Genomic DNA, 16,752 nt, shown 5'->3' with positions numbered 1-16,752 from the left:
GATGATGTGATGCTAAACCTCTAGTGTATCGCCTGGCTCCAGAGAGTGAACTTTTCTGGAAGGACCTTCACATCCACTATTTTCTTCTCTTATCAACTCATCTCGTACCAGGTCAGTCTGCAGCTTCGGCGCATGAACGAGTACAACCTGTTTGCTAGGCAGCTCCTTCAGCATTTGCCGCACATCTGATAATCCCTGATGCACCTTATAAATCAAATGCCGAGCTACACAGCTGTTATTTTGATCCACACGTTCCAACAGATATTTGCCAAAAGAACCATGTGGAGCATGCCCGGTCAATATAACACTGTTGCTGATTCTTTCTCCGCTATCATTACCCTCCCCCATGTTGCGGTTATCCGATAGATACTGATAGTACCAGCGCGCCTGTGGGGAATCCATCATGCCGTCTCTTGTTATGATAATAGCCGTTGGGTTCTGTTCCAGCAGACTCACTCGTTCCGCAGCATCACGAGGCACGAAGACCCTGTCACTGTTTAGCACATGTTTTATTCGCGCTAGAGCTTCCGGACGCAGCCATTCTTTCCAGCGGTTTAACTGTTTCAATCCCTGCCATATGTCGTGCTCTACAATCATTGCCTGTTCAGGGAATTGCTCACTAACCCATACAATCAAGTCCTGTCCTCTGCCAAAGGCAGGCACCGGCAACAACACATGGCCACCAGACCATAATATCCGCTCCATCTCGACCCTCAGCCGCTCCAGCTTAACAGGCTGCGGGTCTATATCCATGCCATACGCATTGTCCATAATGGATATGTCCGCTAGATTGGGCTCTGACTTCCATTCAGGCAGGTCATGCAGCCCCTCCCCAACACCCAAGTCTGGCGCATCGGCAGCAAGAAGCTCAGATTCGCGGCTGTAATCTCCAGAAAAAAACAACCGCTTCCCTTCCATTTCTACCACATACCATACTGCACCAGCCAAATGTCCACTGCGTCCCCACATGATTCTCATACTCGGACAAGCCTCAAGCCATTCTCCTGCTGGCGCCTCATCTTCTAGATAGCGATAAGCAATGGATTGGATGTTCTGTTCGTCGTATGGTAGTTCTGCTCCTCTTGATTCAACATAAGTATGCCAGGAGCGAAAATAGGAGCCTAACTGCTCAGCAGTGGCCTTGGTCGTCCAGACCTCCCCCTGGTATCCATACTTGTACAGTAGGGGGAGTGCCATGGAATGATCCTCATGTGCATGAGACAGCAATACAGCGGTCAGTCTCTCAGCCACCTGCGGTGGGAAAACCGGATATTGTCCGGTTCCTTCCTTTTTCACGCCACAATCCAGCATGACGCGATGCTGTTTTCCTTCAAAAACATAGCAGGAACGGCCATGTTCGCCCGCCCCTCCCCAAATCCTAAGCTTGGTCATGATTATTTCCACTTTCTTCGCGAGTTTAAGCTTTCCATTAAGATCAGTAGCAACGTGGTCATTCCGACCGATATGACAGCCATCGCCATCCCAAGCGACACCTGTCCCTGTTCAAATTGTGCAAATATGTAGGTTGCTGACGTCTGAACGGATGGTGGCAAAATCAGTAATGATCCTACCAATTCGCGTGAAGCAATGGTAAATGTCATCATCCAACCAGCGAGCATTCCCGGTACAATCAGCGGCAGTACAATCCGGCGGAATATATAAGACGGTCGCCCGCCAAATACCTGCCCCGCCTGAAAAAGGCCAGCGTCCACCTGTGTAAAGGCGCTTTTGACATACTGCACAGTATAAGGAACAAACAAGATAACATACGTCAGAATGACCATGCCGTATGTGTTATACAATGGAATCGGCATCCATGGTGAGTTCCACCACAAAATCAGGCCCACCACCATAACAATTCCCGGCACCGTATTCGGAAGCAAACTAAATGCATCAACCGTCCGTTGGATTCTTGTGCGTGAGCCGCCAATGACAAGTGCAAACCAAGTGCCCAGCACCACAGCAAGCGTCGATGCGCCCAAAGAGAGAAATACGCTGTTCAGGAGCGCCTCCATACTCTCTGATCCCCAAGACAGCAGTTCCTTGTAAGAGTCGAGCGTCAAATTATCCCAGGCAAGTCCCATTCCCCTCAGCTTCATCGTCGAGGCTGAAAGAATTGAAAAATAAGGAATGCCAATGGACGCAATGAGCAACAATAGAATGAATGCAACACTCAGCCCCGTAGTCCAACCGGATATACGAAGACGGGACGGACGCGAACCTTTACCACCTACCAGCCTATACGTAAACTTCCGGTTGATCACCGACTGCGCATACCACATGAGCAGGCAGGCGGTTAACAGCACCGAGGCCATCGACGTCGCTTTGCCAAAATCTATGGGCCAGCTGGAAATGTATTTGTGAATTTCCGAAGTCATGACCTCATACCCGATACGCCGCCCAAAGGTAGCGGGGGTGCCAAACTCGGCAATCGTTTTAACGAAAATGAGCAACGCGCCCATTCCGTAAGCTGAAAGCAGCAGCGGTAAAATGATTCGTCGGAACCTGTACAGAAAGTCGCCGCCCATTACGGCACCCGCCTCCTCCAGACTCCCGCCAATCCTCACCAGCGCCCCGCGCAGCAGCAGGTACAGGAATGGAAATAGATGTAGGCTCATGATCATCAGCATGCCACCAAGGCTAAAGAAGGATGGCGTTAAGAAATACAGGTCCGGGAACAACTGCTCCAGATATCCGTTTTTTTGCATAAACAGAATCCAGCCCATGGACCCGATATAGGGCGGGGTCATAAACGGAATTAGCAGCACGACATCCAACCAGCGCCAGTGCGCAAGACGAGTGTTGGACATGATCCAGGCTAGCGGAAGTGCAAGTACCGTTGTTCCTGCAATCACACAGATACCTAGCCAAATCGAGCTGAATAGCACTCCCGCAAATGGTGAAGCAGCTAACGTTCGAAAAGGTGCATCCCACTGAAATTCTTCATCAACATACACACTTTGGATAAAGATTTGCAGCAACGGCATCACAATCAAGAAAAGAAGCGCGATCAGAGCCAGCGTCAGACACCACGCTCTGATGTGTTTAACGGATAAGCCTCTCATCGGCTTATTTGAACATTTGCGTGAACTTCTCTGTCACGTCTGATCCATGTTCGCCCATCCATTCCCAATTGGTCTTCAGCAATGGGATCTCGTCCAGATTGGCACGCTTGTCAGCTTTGATATCCGTGCGGCCCGGGAGTAAGGAGGCATCCGCTACTAGTTTCTGTGCGTCGTCCGACAACAGATAGTCAATAAATGCCTTGGCATTCTGCTCATGCTGCGTTGACCTGAGAATTGCAGCAGGACGTGGGCTGATGACGGTTCCCTCTGTTGGATAGACGATGTCAATCGGCTCGCCTTTGGCTTTAGCCTTGTAGGTCATGTAATCGACTGCAGCAACGACTATACCTTTAGCTCCGGTAATCACGGGGTCCAGCGCTTCCTGATTGGCACCAGCCATAGCAACACCGTTAGCCTTGTACTGCTCGAACAACGTCCAGCCTCCATCGCCCTTGGCGCTCAGATAGCCTGTCATAAAATCCAACGCTGAGCCGGACAGGGATGGATCGGGAATATTAACCTGATCCTTGTACTCAGGCTTCGCTAAATCGGCCCATGAAGTTGGTGGTGTTTTCACCAGCTTTGTGTTATACGCAATGCCCAGAGCAGAAGCACTGGTACTGAAGTAGTTGCCCTCCTTATCGGACCAGTCTGGATTTAGCTTGTCCGCGTTTTTGGCATCCGGGTAAGGCAGTGTTAGTCCTTCCTTTTTCAAGCCTTGTACAGACGGAAGCGATGCCAGCACAACCACGTCCGCTACCGGATTTGTCTTCTCGGCTTCCATACGGGCCAAAATTTTTCCTGTCGTTCCCTGGAACAACTCTACCTTCACTCCGCTCTGCGCCTCATATCCTGCTATCAGCTTTTTCGCCAGTCCATCCGGGCCTGCGCTGTAGACCACCAACTTCTGATCGGTGGATGCCGCCTCCGCTTGTCCTGCTGATCCATTAGCTGGCGCCCCATCCTTGGTTGGCGTTGCTGTTCCGCAACCCGCCACAGCGAGTCCAAAAGTCAAGGTTAATGCGAGCATCGTCCCTTTTTTCCATCCTGTACGAAAAACATGCCTATTCATCATCTTATATATACCCCTTTTCCTTATGCTTCAAGTTGGTGGATGTGTTGCGGTGATACCCAAATGTGCATTTTTTCGCCAATCGGCAAACGGGTGGAGTGATATGCAGTCCATTGCTCACCGTTCTCGGCTAGTATACGAATTTCATAACGATCGCCGACATAGCTGACATGCAGGATCTCTACTGTAAAAGCGTGCTGATCCGCTTGCTCCTGTTCCCAACGGACATGTTCAGGACGAAATAGTGTCCGTTCCAACTCCAGCCAGTTGGATTTGCCGATAAACCTCGCCACCTCTGGATGAGCTGGGCAACCGTAGATCACCTCTGGTGTTCCGGTCTGCAAAATATGTCCACTTTTCATAACAACCACTTCATCAGACATGGACATGGCCTCGATCTGATCATGGGTGACATATAGGGCGGTCAGCCCCAGATCGCGCACAAGCGACAGCATCTCAATGCGCATCTCCTCCCGTAGCACCGCATCCAGCGCACTGAGAGGCTCGTCGAACAACACCAGTCGAGGCCGGATAGCAACCGCTCTTGCGAAGGCAACCCGCTGCTGCTGACCACCGGACAGCTGATGAGGATACCGATCCTCCATCCCTGACAATCTGACCATGTCGAGCGCCTCCAGCACCACTGTCCGCAGTTTCTTGTCTCGGGCGCTGGCAAACCCTTTCCCGCGCCTGCCCGCACGCAGGCCGAAGGCCACATTTTCAAACACCGTCATATGCGGCCACAACGCGAAATCCTGAAAGACCATACCAAAGTGGCGGAGATGCGCGGGAATATCCTTTTTTCGTTCTGCCGAAAAAAGAATTTCCTCTCCCATCGTGATTGTGCCGGTATCCGGTGTCTCCAGACCAGCAATCAAGCGCAAGAGCGTTGTTTTCCCACATCCGGACGGTCCGAGCAGTGTTGTGAATTTACCCCGTCGTACGACCAGATTCGTCTCATGCAGCGCTGTTATTTGGCTGAAGGTTTTACTTAATCCGTGAATATATAGATCCTGATTCATCGCATTACCTGCCTGTTCTTCTGACTGACCCCAGTGTAAAACTTGAATTCGCAAGCTGTGTTATTGGAAAGTTAAAACAAAATTAATTATTTCAATGAATTGTGTTAACACTCATAGATTTAATCTATATAGAGGGGATTGATGCTGCTACCCATACAAATAGGCATGATTGTTCGATTAACCTGAAAGCGAGGCATTCTAAGTGAATTTAAGTCTTCTAAAGTTACATATTGTAGAACTGCTGAATAAGCACCATAAAATTACCACGGTCGCCGAGCTTCTTGGCCTAAAGCAACCCACTGTTACTTTTCATATGAAAAATCTGGAGCGTGAATTCGGCGTAAAGCTGTTTGACACACGCATGGGCAAAATCATCCTGACGGATGCTGGAAATGCGCTACTGCACTATGCCAGCAAAATTAATGCACTGGCTGCCGAAGCTGAGCGAGTCGTCCGCGAGTTCGATACGCTCCAGCGGGGAAGCATACGTATTGGCGCAAGCTATGTACCCGCTACCTACTTGCTTCCTGCTGTGTTGCACCGCTTTGCCCGTGAGCATCCGGGCATTCACATCGCCTTGTCTGTGAAAACTGCGCCCGTGATCAAGGACATGCTCGCTCGTCACGAAATTGATCTTGGCATCATTTCGGCAGAGCCGTTTCAATCCCCAACGCTACTCTCAGAATCCTTGGGCGAAGATGAACTGATGCTCATCTGCTCACCCACTCATCCGCTCGCCAACGAAACCGATTTGACACCCGAGCTTATCGCTTCTTCCTCCTTCGTATTACATGGCAAGGATTCCAGCACACGCCACGTGACCGACAAATGGCTGGAGCGTGGGAGTCGGCGACTTCCCTCCTATCTGGAGTTGGATTCACTGGAAGCCATCAAACAGGCGGTTATGCTGGGAGAACACATCTCCTTTGTCTCTCGCATTGCCGTTCAGTCAGAGGTTGAGCGGGGCTTACTGGTTGTAAGACCTATTCCGGGGCAGTCTGTTGAGCGGTATATTTATATGGTCAGCAACAAAGACCGCCATCGCTCGGCGCTCATTCACAGATTCACCGAATATTTATCATGGAACCAAGATTAAATCTTACCTGTCATATAGAAATTATGTCTTTTTTTTACCGGAGTACCCTCTTGCTTTGACATACGACTGACAATACACCCGTAAAGTGTAGCGTGTAACCTATTCAGACGAACAGGAGAGGATGAAATGAAAACAGGCCTTCGTATCACCCAATTGATGTCGGTAGTAACTCTGAGTGCAGTACTGCTCGTAACAGGATGGAAAGGAGCAGAACCGGTACAAGCTGCCGCCAATGCCACACCAAGCTATGAGGTGAAGCTACTACTGGATACGGCTCAGGTGCTCAATGCGGATGGCTCATTAAAAAGTGGCATCGTGAACGAGTTTCAAATTAGCGACGATGCACAACGATTGAGCGTCGAGTATTTTGATACAAATTCATTGCAATTGAATGACGAGGGCTGGAACGTGAGATTTCGCAAAAAAGAGGACAAAAAAAATTATGAATTAACCTACAAAAAACGCTATACGGTCACAAATGGAAATATCGACGCGGCGCTCACCCAAGCGAATAAAGAAGGGTTCAGCGCATCTGATGATAATTATGAGGCTGAGGTGGATTGGGGATACAGCAAGCAAACACTAAGTTTTTCCAATGATAAAAAAACAAACGCCTCCAAAGGATTGGCTCTGCCTTCCCCAGATCAAGCATTAAAGCAACTACAGGATAATCTTCCGGGCAAGCTGCAAAACTGGAAATCCAGCAACTGGGGCAAGAAAACTCTGGCAGACTCCAGAGTACGCGGTCCGGTACAGGTCAGCAAATATGAAGGTAGCTTTCAGGGACTGGATACCGACGTTGAAATATGGCCTATTCGCAGCGCAAACGGATCAGGTACAGAAAATATTATCGAAATCTCCTTCAAAACCTCGGATTACAGTGTTGCCGCCAGCAACCGCACCAAGCTGATGAACCTGTTGCAATCCAAAGGATGGCTGGTTCCCGCCGATTCCCTGAAAACGAATTTGGTACTGGAACGCTACTAAGCTAATCCAACATAAAAAGGAACCGAGGCGCCAACCTGTTGAGAGTGGCGCCTCGGTTCCTTTTATTATTATTTATATGACTACAAGGTCATGATGTTAAAGTTGCTTGCTTACATACGTTCCGGTGCAGACACGCCCACTAGCTTCAGTACGTTGGCAATGGTCGTGCGCACCGCACCAAACAACGCCAAGCGTGCCTGCGTTTGAGCGGCATCCTCTGTAATGACGCGCTCTGCCTTATAGTAGCTGTGGAACAATGAAGCCAGCTCGTAGACATAGCGAATCATACGGTGTGGTGCAAAGTTTGCAGCCGCCACCGATACTTCCTCCGGCAGCTCGCCGATTTTGCGGAGCAAATCGTATTCATGCTCAGCCGTCAGCTTGGACAAGTCAACTTCTGCCAACGGCAGCACAGCAATCCCCTGCTCTTCAGCTTGACGATATACGCTGCATGCACGTGCGTGCGCATATTGTACGTAGAATACTGGATTCTCATTGGAAGTGGAAATCGCCAAATCCATGTCAAAATCCAGGTGCGAATCCATGCTGCGCATAGTGAAGAAGTAACGGATCGCGTCTACACCCACTTCTTCCATCAGATCTTCCATCGTCACGGCCTTGCCAGTACGTTTGGACATTTTTACTTTTTCCCCATTTTGGAACAAGCTGACCATTTGGGCAATCAACACTTTAAGCTTATCCGGGTCATTACCCAGTGCTTCCATTGCTGCCTTCATCCGTGGAATATAGCCATGGTGATCCGCTCCCCAAATGTTGATGATCGTGTCATACCCACGAGCATATTTATCGCGATGGTAAGCGATATCCGGGGTCAGGTACGTATATGTACCGTCATTTTTGATCAAGACACGGTCTTTATCGTCGCCGTACTTGGTCGTATTCAGCCATGTAGCTCCGTCCTTCTCGTAAATCTCTTCACGGTCACGCAGCTCATTCAGCGCTTTAAGCACTTCACCATTTTCATACAGCGACGTTTCGCTGAACCAGGAGTCAAAAGGTACACGGAACAGCTCCAGATCACGCTTAATCTTGTTTAGTTCCTTTTCCAGACCGTAGTCACGGAAATAAGCAGCACGATCTCCCGGTTCCATGGACAACAGAGAATCGCCCTTTTCAGCCACCAGTTCCTTGGCAAACCCGATGATATCCTCACCATGGTAACCATCTTCCGGCATCTCCGCAGGCTGTCCCAGCTCCTGCAAATAACGCGCTTCAATAGAGCGGCTCATGTTGTAAATCTGGTTGCCCGCATCATTAATATAGTATTCACGAGTTACTTTGTATCCGGCAAAATCAAGCACGTTGCAGAGAGCATCCCCTACGGCTGCACCACGTGCATGACCTAAGTGAAGGCTACCTGTCGGATTGGCGCTGACAAACTCGATTTGTACCTTTTTGCCTGCACCTTCCTGTATACGCCCGTAATCTGCCCCCTGCTCCTGCACTTGTCCAATGACTGCGTACAGGTAGCTCTTGTTCAGGCGGAAGTTAATAAAACCCGGTCCAGCGATTTCCGCACTTTCAATAGAAGCGGAAGCTAAATCCATATTCGCGATTAAGTCTTCAGCGATTTGCCGTGGGTTCTTCTTCGCAATGCGGGTGAGCTGCATCGCAACGTTGGTAGCCAAATCACCGTGTGACTTGTCCTTGGGCACCTCCAGCGTAATGGTCGGCAGCTCTTCGCGGCTCACGATTCCGGCAGCCAGCACCGCCGCCTCGATTGCTAAAGTCACCTTTTGATTAATAAGTTCCAGTGGATTGCTTGTCATGATTATTGCTCCTCCTGTATATGCAAACTGATGGCAAAATGCCCCGAGAAATCCTCAAATACGTACAGATCATAGGTCCAGCTCACATGTCCGCTGAATCCATCCATCCGAATATCAAGCTTCTGCGTATGCGCAGACATGTTCAGGTTTAAATAAGGCGAGCGGTAAAATCCAGGCAACCTGCGTCCCAGCGCAAACGACTGCTCTGATTGTACCTCACCGTGACGAATCAGCTTTAGCTCATCCGGTCCGATCTTGACTGTGTTCCGTGTCGTACCGCCCTCAGGACTTTCTTGCGGCTCATCGTACCTTATATATAGATGCTTCCCACGCACAATCGCTTCTCCGGGAAGTTCCTGTACCACATCTTCTCCGTCATGATGACTATGAAGACGGATTCGGACCTTTGCATTATGTGGCATGTATTCAAACTCCATTCTATTGCTATCCTACTGTACTACTATATCCAGTTCCCGATTGCAATTCAAATGAGTTTTTACAAAAAGATGCTTTCATCCAAAAAATTTAGCTACCTTAAGTCAGCTCCATCAGATGCTTGGCTAAAACTTTCAATGAATCGAGAGGCTAGAGAAGACATGTATTTATCCTTCATCCAGACAGCCGCCACACGTGTATGCAATTCTTCACACATAATTTCCTTAACGATTAACTGGTTATTGCTTCCGAGTGACAACGCAGACCGCGAAATCATACCGATCCCCAGCCCTTCATTAGCCCAATGAAGCGTGGTGCGAGCATCATCGTTTTTGCAAAAGAAATTTGGCTCAAAGCCATGCTTTATACAGGTATCGTGGATCAATTGTTCAAAGCGGCGATAAACGATGAGCGGCCTGTTTTTCAAGCCAGACAACGGGATGGTCTTCTGTTCGGGGTTCCAGTCATGTTCTTCTGTCATCACTGCGATCATCGGTTCGGAGGACGCATATCTGCACCCTAAATCAGTGGTATTAAAAGGGGTTCTGACGATACCGACCTCGACAATTCCTTTGTTCAAAAGATCGAGAATCCTAAAGGTATTTCCCTCATGAATTTCAAATTTTACACCCGCATAGGTTTTATGAAATTCGGAAAGCCTGTCTTTCATTAGGGCTGCGCCGGAAGAGGAGACCGTTCCAATGGTAAGCGTACCCTTCATCCCCAAGGCAAAATCGTTAATTTCTCTCGTTGTGGCATCTGTCAGCTCCAGAATCTGCTTGGCCCTATTCTGTAAAATGATGCCGGCCTCCGTCAACTGGATGCTTCGTGAGCCTCGATGCACGAGCTTTACACCAAGCTCTTCCTCCAGTTGCATGAGCTGCTGACTTAAGGGAGGCTGTGCGATTTGCAGCTTTTTGGCTGCCGCTGTAATCTGTCCGGCCTCTGCGATCGCCAAAAAATACTTGAGATGTCTCAATTCCATCATTATGGCCCTCCGGTACTGATATATGTAAAACCTATACCTCTAATATATATTAAATATTATTCATATGGTTGGGGATATGACATAATCAAATTCAGATATGCTATTGCGGCATGAGGCTATATACATTATTTAGGTTAGGTGATGGTTTATTTGCTGAAATTTGCTGTTTTTTTGAAACCCTATAAAAAGGAAACGATTCTTGGGCCTCTATTTAAACTGATTGAGGCCATCTTGGAACTATTGCTGCCCACTATGGTTGCCTTAATGATCAATCATGGTGTAGGTAAAGGAGACACCCATTATGTTTGGCAGATGGGTCTTTTGATGTTACTCATGACTATACTGGGCTTTGGCAGTTCATTAGTGTGTCAGTTTTACGCAGCCCGTGCCTCCCAAGGATTCGGAACTACGCTGCGCAATACGATGTTTAAACATATTTCATCGTTTTCTTATGCTGATCTCGATAAGTTCGGTACGCCCTCGCTCATCAACCGGATTACGAATGATGTCAATCAACTCCAAACGGCTGTAGCGATGCTGATTCGTCTGGTCATTCGTGCTCCTTTTATTTGTATCGGGGCTATTATCATGTCCATGATCCTGGATTTCCGCCTGGCTTTGGTGCTGTTGGCGGCTACACCGGTTCTAGCTTTGATCCTGTATGTGGTCATTACGAAGGCTTCACCACTGTATCGTCGGTATCAAAAAAAACTCGATAAAATCGCTCTGGTACTTAGCGAAAATCTTACAGGCGTACGGGTCATACGCGCATTTGCCAAAAGAGGCGCTGAGCGAGTTAAATTCAACGCCGCTTCGGATGACCTGACTCAGACCGCTATTCGTGTCGGACGTATTTCTGCTTTGCTAAGCCCTGCCACCTTGCTGGTGGTAAACGGAGCTATTATTGCAATCCTGTGGATCGGCGCCATCCATATCCAATATGGATCACTTACACAAGGGGAGATTATTGCCTTTATTAATTACATTACGCAAATTTTATTAGCTCTGATTGTGGTGACCAATTTAATTATTTTGTTCACCAAGGCTGCCACTTCAGCAGCGCGGATTCAGGAGGTCCTAGACACGCAAGCTTCGATTTCCGACACTGCTGCTACTTCTACATCTATAGATAGGGAGGGAACAAGTGGGCATGGCGCTGTACCAGCCATCTCTTTTGATCATGTTTCCTTTGGATACAATACGACAGGGCAACTGGCACTTAACGATGTAGTGGTAAACATCTATCCTGGTGAAACGGTTGGAATCATCGGAGGAACAGGTTCGGGGAAATCCACCTTTGTGAATCTCATTCCCCGCTTCTATGATGCGGTAGAGGGTTGTGTACAGGTTGACGGCATCGACGTACGGCAGTATAAGCTTGAGCAATTGCGGCAGAAAATCGGTATTGTTCCTCAGAAGGCGCTGCTGTTCACTGGGACGATAGCGGATAATATCCGTTGGGGACATGAACACGCCACCGACGAGGAAGTCGCTCAAGCCGCAGCAATCGCGCAAGCGGATGAATTTATTTCTAACTTGCCGGAAAAATTCGATGCCCCGATCACCCGAGGAGGACTTAATCTATCGGGAGGACAAAAACAGCGACTTACCATTGCCAGAGCTATTGTAGGCAATCCGGAAATTCTGATTTTGGACGATTCCTCAAGCGCACTTGATTTTGCAACTGACGCCGCCCTCCGGAAATCGCTACGGGAAAAAAGCACCCGCATGACTGTCCTACTGGTCTCGCAACGAGTAAGCAGCGTACAGCATGCTGATAAAATCATTGTATTTGATGAAGGCCGGATTGTCGGAATCGGCACACATGATCAGTTGATGAGCAGCTCGGAGGTATATCAGGAAATTAATCGCTCCCAGCTCTCAACGCAGGAGGTGGACCAATGAGTGGCAAGGAAACCTGGAGAAGATTGTTAACCTATGTCGGTCAATATAAAACAACAACATTTTGGGTCATCGTCAGTGCGATTCTCAGCGTGCTTGCCAGTCTGATCGGACCCTACATGATTGGTCAAGCTATCGACCACATGGTGGATAAGGGAGCAGTGAATTTTAAAGGTATTGCACAGATTCTAGCTGGATTAGGCATTGTATATGTTGTAGGCAGTCTGTTTAGCTGGCTACTCACGTATTTGACGAACCGTATTGCTTTTCAGACCGTAAATGATATGCGGCGGGAGTTATTTGACCATTTTAATATCCTTCCGTTAAGCTTTCATGACACTCATCCGCAAGGAGACAGCATTAGCCGTTTCGTGAACGATATGGATGCTGTGTCGGATGGATTTCTGCAAGGATTTTCCACCTTGATTACCGGGATTATTACGATTATAGGCTCCATTGTACTCATGCTGTATATCAGTCCGATCATGACGTTGGTCGTATTGGTGTCTGCCCCGATCACATACGGTGTGGCACGGTTCATTACGACAAGGTCACAGCGTATGTTCCGCGAACAGGCCAAAATTTTAGGAAGCCTGAACGGTTACGTGGAAGAAATGATCGGCGGGCAACGGGTAGTTACTGCTTTTCATTATGAAAACCGCTCGCTTGAGGAATTTTCCGCCAGAAACGAACAATTGTATCAAGCCGGGGTGAAATCGCAGTTTTACGGATCATTGTCCAACCCCTCTACCCGATTGGTGAACAACATGACTTTTTCAGTCACCGCCATGATTGGCTGTATTTCCATTATTTTGGGTGGGATCTCGGTAGGTGGATTGTCGAGCTTTCTGATTTATACCAATTTGTTCGCCAAGCCCTTTAATGAAATTACGGGTGTTCTCACCCAGTTCCAGGCAGCCACGGCTTCTGCTCAGCGCATATTTGCGATTTTGGACTCACCGCCAGAGCAGCCGGAAAAATCGAACGCCGTACAGCTGAAGCGCAGCAAAGGCACGATTCTTTTTGATCATGTCAAATTCTCCTATAACCCGGAACGTACGCTCATTACGAACTTTAGTCTGGAGGTTAAACCGGGTACACGTGTGGCCATTGTCGGACAGACCGGAGCTGGCAAAACCACACTCGTCAATCTGCTCATGCGGTTTTACGATGTGGACAGCGGCTCGATATCCATCGACGGGGTGAATATCAACGACATGAGCCGGGACAACCTGCGGACTAACTTTGGTATGGTGCTTCAAGATACATGGCTGTTCAGCGGAACCATTCGGGACAATATCGCTTACGGGAAGCCGGAAGCCACGGACGAAGAAGTCATCGCGGCTGCAACAGCTGCCAATGCGCATAGCTTCATCAAGCGACTGCCTCATGGCTACGATACGGTCATCAGCGGGTCAGGTGACAGCCTGTCGCAAGGCCAAAAACAGCTGCTTACCATCGCGAGGGTAATCCTCGTCGATCCACCTATGCTGATCCTGGATGAAGCGACCAGTAGCATAGACACTCTGACAGAAGCGCGTATCCAAAAAGCATTTATGAAAATGATTGCCGGACGCACCAGCTTTGTGATCGCCCACAGACTATCGACCATCCGCGAAGCGGATTTGATTCTATACATGAAAAACGGCGATGTCGTCGAAAGTGGTACCCATGAGGGGCTGCTTGCCAGCGGCGGCCATTATGCCTCGCTCTATAACAGCCAGTTTACTACGGCTTAAAAGGCTGACCGGATACGGTCGCATCAGTAAGGTCAACGTTCTTAAAAAAAGTCGGTTGCTTTTTAAGCAATTGGCTTTTTTATTTTTCTTTGATAAATCCCCCCCTATATTATATAATAAAACGAGAACAAACGTTTCCGTTTCATCTAAACCTTATGGTTTGTATAGCCAACATCATGCATGGGTTTCAGTTGGGAGGCTGAATATGGATATTAATGAATTTCAAAAGTGGGTCAAGCAATATTATCAAGAGAGGAACTGGTCTGATTTAGATATCTTCGTCCGAATTGGTTTCTTGGCAGAGGAAACCGGGGAGGTTGCGAGAGCTATTCGCGCCCTGGAGATCGGCAGAGACCGGCCTGATGAGATCGATGGTTCATTCGAGGAGAACAGGGAGCATTTAACTGAAGAACTTGGAGACGTACTGGGTAATCTCATCGTGATCGCCAACAAGTATGACATCACCTTGGAGGATATATTTCGAACACACCAGCAAAAACTTGCAAAAAGATATACATAAAGGAGAATCTCATATGAAAAGCATTGCTGTTTTTTGCGGTTCCAGTAATGGAGCGTCTGAGATTTATCGAGAGCATGCTGTTGCTCTGGGCAAGGCACTTGCCGAACAGGAAATAAGCCTGATTTATGGAGGAGCAAGTGTTGGTTTAATGGGTGCAGTGGCTGACGCGGCACTTCATGCAGGAGGTCACGTCATCGGTGTACTCCCTCACTTTTTGCAAAGCCGTGAAATTGCACATAATGGCCTGAGCGAATTAATCATTGTTGATTCCATGCACGAACGAAAATCTAAAATGGCAGAGATTGCGGACGGATTCATTGTTTTACCAGGTGGCCCAGGTACAATGGAAGAATACTTTGAAATTTTCACATGGGCGCAATTAGGCTTGCATGAAAAGCCATGCGGTCTTTTAAATATTAACCATTATTACGATCCTCTTATTTCCTTGTTTAATCGTATGGTTGAGGAACAATTTATGCAGGAAAAATATCGTGCGTTGGTAATTACGGATACTACTTCGCAAGGAATCCTACAGCAATTTACAAATTACACTCCTCCTGCCGTCAAAACATATCTCACGAGCAAACGGACCTGACATTAGGAATGGCACGTATTGCTCAACAGACATACCATTTAATTTAATATGATATGAAAGGAACACCACCGTCAACGTTATTCCAGTGGTGTTCCTGTAAAATTGAACTCATCCAATGAATGCTGTCACGCCTAACGGGAACCCCAATTTTAAATCCCAGCGCCCGTAGCGGTTGGTTGGTCCATTTGCTCACTTTCCTGAAAATCCCTGCGGTAGAACCAGCCGATCAGAACAGCAACGGTAGTCATGGCCGCAGCCAACAAATACACCTGCACCATACCGAAACGGTCTGCATACCAGCCCATGAATAACAAAGACAGACCGAAAGCGAGATTTGTAAGCACATCAATTCCCGCCATCACTTTGGGCAGCTGGGCTGGCGGTGCACTGGTTTGCAGCAAGGTGCGGCGAATAATCCCCGCCATTTGAACAGGTAAGCCTGATACAGCAAAAAGAATAAGCGCAGCAACGGGGATGGTATTCAGCGCAAATACAATGGTAATCAGTACATACACCAGCAATGCTCCGAGCATGTACAAAAAGCTGTTCTTTTGCAATCGCTTGACCAAGCCAACGACAATCAATCCACCCAAAATCGTGCCCGAGAAAAAGGACGCATTCATAAAGCCCCACCAGCTCGCATCCCGATGCAGCACTTGGCTGACGTACGCCAGAATAAATACCCCAAGCCAGGAGACTCCCCCGATACTATCCACGCTATCGACGATCATCAGAGAACGAATACGACGGTTGTGCCAAATGATTGTCCAGCCTTCCCCAAGCTCTTTCCAATGGGAGCCTTTTTCCTTTGCCTTTGCAGGCTCTACTGCATTTGTCGAGGAATCCGAAGCTTCAAGACTTAATTCCTTCTGATCCAGCGGATCACGAATAAAGGACGTGACAGTTACAGCCACGAGATAACAACAGGATGCAATCACAAGCGTATTCAGGGAACCCAGCCAAGCCACAATAATTCCGCTCAGCGCCCAGCCTGCACACCTGACCACCTGATCACTGACCGCCACCATGCCGTTGGCACGCATTAGCCCTTCACCCGTAGCCAAACGGGGTACAAGCGCATTACGCGCAGGATTGGTCCAGCCATCCAGAAAAGACATACCGAACACCATCACAAAAATAAATAGAAACGACCTCTGCTCAGGTACGATCCACAAATAAAGCAGCAGTAGCGTAAAAATGACAAACTGACCAAACTGGGAAAATAGCAACACGCGTGTTAGCCGAAATCGGCCGAGGACGATTGGTGCAACGAGCCCACTAAGCACTTGGGCAGACAATCGGAACAGCGGGATTAGAATAGTCGTCATTAAGGAATTACTTGAGCTGAACACCAATACCACTACACTCAACATGTAGATGATATCTGCTACGTTGGAGATCGTCTGGGACCCCCACAGGTAATAAAAAGAGCGTCTGATCAAAAAAGTTTCCCCCTCTTTGGTACATCGCCGATTTATGTATTTCCATAACCAAACCGTCCCTGTTGACATTACAAATCTGTTAAATGTCTGGTTTTTTGT

The 16,752-nt window shown here is 48.2% G+C and carries 14 protein-coding genes; 6 read left to right on the top strand and 8 right to left on the bottom strand.

The features are described 5' to 3' along the window. Positions 1–12: 12 nt before the first annotated feature. Genes ACYCS5_RS15440 through ACYCS5_RS15425 form a run of 4 tightly spaced genes read right to left on the bottom strand, consistent with a single transcriptional unit; the run spans position 13 to position 5,159 of the window. Positions 13–1,398 (bottom strand): MBL fold metallo-hydrolase, encoded by a 1,386-nt coding sequence (locus tag ACYCS5_RS15440; RefSeq protein ID WP_459761318.1) that lies wholly within the window; start codon positions 1,396–1,398, stop codon positions 13–15. Continuing rightward, positions 1,395–3,065: an ABC transporter permease gene (locus ACYCS5_RS15435; RefSeq protein WP_459759738.1), complete on the bottom strand. Its 1,671-nt coding sequence runs from the start codon at positions 3,063–3,065 to the stop codon at positions 1,395–1,397. Before ACYCS5_RS15435 ends, ACYCS5_RS15440 begins: the two co-directional genes overlap by 4 nt. A gap of 4 nt (positions 3,066–3,069) precedes the next feature. Continuing rightward, positions 3,070–4,140, bottom strand: a complete 1,071-nt coding sequence (locus tag ACYCS5_RS15430; RefSeq protein WP_069011479.1) for an ABC transporter substrate-binding protein — start codon at positions 4,138–4,140, stop codon at positions 3,070–3,072. Between the two features lie 20 nt (positions 4,141–4,160). Further along, on the bottom strand, positions 4,161–5,159 hold the full coding sequence (locus tag ACYCS5_RS15425; protein ID WP_340931157.1) for an ABC transporter ATP-binding protein: 999 nt from the start codon (positions 5,157–5,159) through the stop codon (positions 4,161–4,163). A gap of 202 nt (positions 5,160–5,361) precedes the next feature. Between ACYCS5_RS15425 and ACYCS5_RS15420 the strand changes: the two genes are divergently transcribed. Beyond that, positions 5,362–6,255: a LysR family transcriptional regulator gene (locus ACYCS5_RS15420; protein ID WP_029514902.1), complete on the top strand. Its 894-nt coding sequence runs from the start codon at positions 5,362–5,364 to the stop codon at positions 6,253–6,255. 126 nt (positions 6,256–6,381) lie between these two features. Then, entirely contained in the window at positions 6,382–7,242 is an 861-nt protein-coding gene (locus tag ACYCS5_RS15415) for a hypothetical protein (RefSeq protein WP_069011481.1), read from the top strand. 110 nt (positions 7,243–7,352) lie between these two features. Here ACYCS5_RS15415 and argS read toward each other — a convergent pair whose 3' ends face one another. The 3 genes from argS to ACYCS5_RS15400 form a co-directional block, all read right to left on the bottom strand. Further along, complete coding sequence (gene argS / locus ACYCS5_RS15410; RefSeq protein WP_069011482.1) at positions 7,353–9,032, bottom strand: arginine--tRNA ligase; 1,680 nt, start codon at positions 9,030–9,032, stop codon at positions 7,353–7,355. Between the two features lie 2 nt (positions 9,033–9,034). Next, complete coding sequence (locus tag ACYCS5_RS15405; RefSeq protein ID WP_080658551.1) at positions 9,035–9,469, bottom strand: YwiB family protein; 435 nt, start codon at positions 9,467–9,469, stop codon at positions 9,035–9,037. Between the two features lie 92 nt (positions 9,470–9,561). Further along, positions 9,562–10,452, bottom strand: a complete 891-nt coding sequence (locus ACYCS5_RS15400; RefSeq protein ID WP_209950358.1) for a LysR family transcriptional regulator — start codon at positions 10,450–10,452, stop codon at positions 9,562–9,564. Positions 10,453–10,605: 153 nt separating this feature from the next. Here ACYCS5_RS15400 and ACYCS5_RS15395 point away from each other — a divergent pair, with 153 nt between their 5' ends. The 4 genes from ACYCS5_RS15395 to ACYCS5_RS15380 all read left to right on the top strand — a co-directional run bounded on the left by ACYCS5_RS15395 (position 10,606) and on the right by ACYCS5_RS15380 (position 15,211). Continuing rightward, on the top strand, positions 10,606–12,360 hold the full coding sequence (locus tag ACYCS5_RS15395; protein WP_340931155.1) for an ABC transporter ATP-binding protein: 1,755 nt from the start codon (positions 10,606–10,608) through the stop codon (positions 12,358–12,360). Continuing rightward, complete coding sequence (locus ACYCS5_RS15390) at positions 12,357–14,096, top strand: ABC transporter ATP-binding protein (RefSeq protein ID WP_342425494.1); 1,740 nt, start codon at positions 12,357–12,359, stop codon at positions 14,094–14,096. The genes ACYCS5_RS15395 and ACYCS5_RS15390 overlap by 4 nt, the downstream gene beginning before the upstream one ends. A gap of 205 nt (positions 14,097–14,301) precedes the next feature. Next, positions 14,302–14,616: a MazG nucleotide pyrophosphohydrolase domain-containing protein gene (locus ACYCS5_RS15385; protein ID WP_029514913.1), complete on the top strand. Its 315-nt coding sequence runs from the start codon at positions 14,302–14,304 to the stop codon at positions 14,614–14,616. Between the two features lie 13 nt (positions 14,617–14,629). Continuing rightward, complete coding sequence (locus tag ACYCS5_RS15380) at positions 14,630–15,211, top strand: LOG family protein (RefSeq protein WP_029514915.1); 582 nt, start codon at positions 14,630–14,632, stop codon at positions 15,209–15,211. 149 nt (positions 15,212–15,360) lie between these two features. Here ACYCS5_RS15380 and ACYCS5_RS15375 read toward each other — a convergent pair whose 3' ends face one another. Then, positions 15,361–16,653 (bottom strand): MFS transporter, encoded by a 1,293-nt coding sequence (locus tag ACYCS5_RS15375; RefSeq protein ID WP_069011485.1) that lies wholly within the window; start codon positions 16,651–16,653, stop codon positions 15,361–15,363. Positions 16,654–16,752: the final 99 nt, after the last annotated feature.

This window comes from Paenibacillus sp. SEL3, from assembly GCF_054602585.1.
This window is presented reverse-complemented; position numbering and strand designations above follow the sequence as displayed.

Bases quoted from the DNA above. Each gene is read 5' to 3' on its own strand.
- argS (WP_069011482.1), bottom strand. From the start codon at position 9,032: ATGACAAGCAATCCACTGGAACTTATTAATCAAAAGGTGACTTTAGCA.
- ACYCS5_RS15425 (WP_340931157.1), bottom strand. From the start codon at position 5,159: ATGAATCAGGATCTATATATTCACGGATTAAGTAAAACCTTCAGCCAA.
- ACYCS5_RS15385 (WP_029514913.1), top strand. From the start codon at position 14,302: ATGGATATTAATGAATTTCAAAAGTGGGTCAAGCAATATTATCAAGAG.
- ACYCS5_RS15415 (WP_069011481.1), top strand. From the start codon at position 6,382: ATGAAAACAGGCCTTCGTATCACCCAATTGATGTCGGTAGTAACTCTG.
- ACYCS5_RS15430 (WP_069011479.1), bottom strand. From the start codon at position 4,140: ATGATGAATAGGCATGTTTTTCGTACAGGATGGAAAAAAGGGACGATG.
- ACYCS5_RS15435 (WP_459759738.1), bottom strand. From the start codon at position 3,065: ATGAGAGGCTTATCCGTTAAACACATCAGAGCGTGGTGTCTGACGCTG.
- ACYCS5_RS15400 (WP_209950358.1), bottom strand. From the start codon at position 10,452: ATGGAATTGAGACATCTCAAGTATTTTTTGGCGATCGCAGAGGCCGGA.
- ACYCS5_RS15390 (WP_342425494.1), top strand. From the start codon at position 12,357: ATGAGTGGCAAGGAAACCTGGAGAAGATTGTTAACCTATGTCGGTCAA.
- ACYCS5_RS15380 (WP_029514915.1), top strand. From the start codon at position 14,630: ATGAAAAGCATTGCTGTTTTTTGCGGTTCCAGTAATGGAGCGTCTGAG.
- ACYCS5_RS15405 (WP_080658551.1), bottom strand. From the start codon at position 9,469: ATGGAGTTTGAATACATGCCACATAATGCAAAGGTCCGAATCCGTCTT.